General features: G+C 60.3%; 1 protein-coding gene. It reads left to right on the top strand.

The window, feature by feature from the left end; translation table 11 throughout:
* On the top strand, nt 1-310 hold a 310-nt coding region (locus AC0L24_RS33905; RefSeq protein WP_473565103.1), incomplete at both ends, for a class I SAM-dependent methyltransferase.

Below are 310 nucleotides of genomic sequence, written 5' to 3'. Positions count from 1 at the left end.
AACTGAAACGCCTCGGCTTCCAGTTGATTGACGGGATCGACCTCTCCGAGGAGATGGCCGAAAAGGCCCGGAAAACCCGCGCCTACCGGCACATCCAAGCCAAGGTCGACCTTAACGGGCCCCTCTCCGACTGCTCCAGTGCGATCTACGACATTACGGTTTGCTGCGGCGTCTTCACGGTCGGTCACATCCGACCGGACGCACTGCGCGAACTGGCTCGCGTCACGCGTCCCAACGGATTCATCATCGTAAGCACCCGCAAGAGCTATGCGGAGGCTTCGTCCTTTGAAGGTGAGGTGCGTCGTCTGGA

Source organism: Mesorhizobium sp. WSM4809 (assembly GCF_055811655.1).
This window is presented reverse-complemented; position numbering and strand designations above follow the sequence as displayed.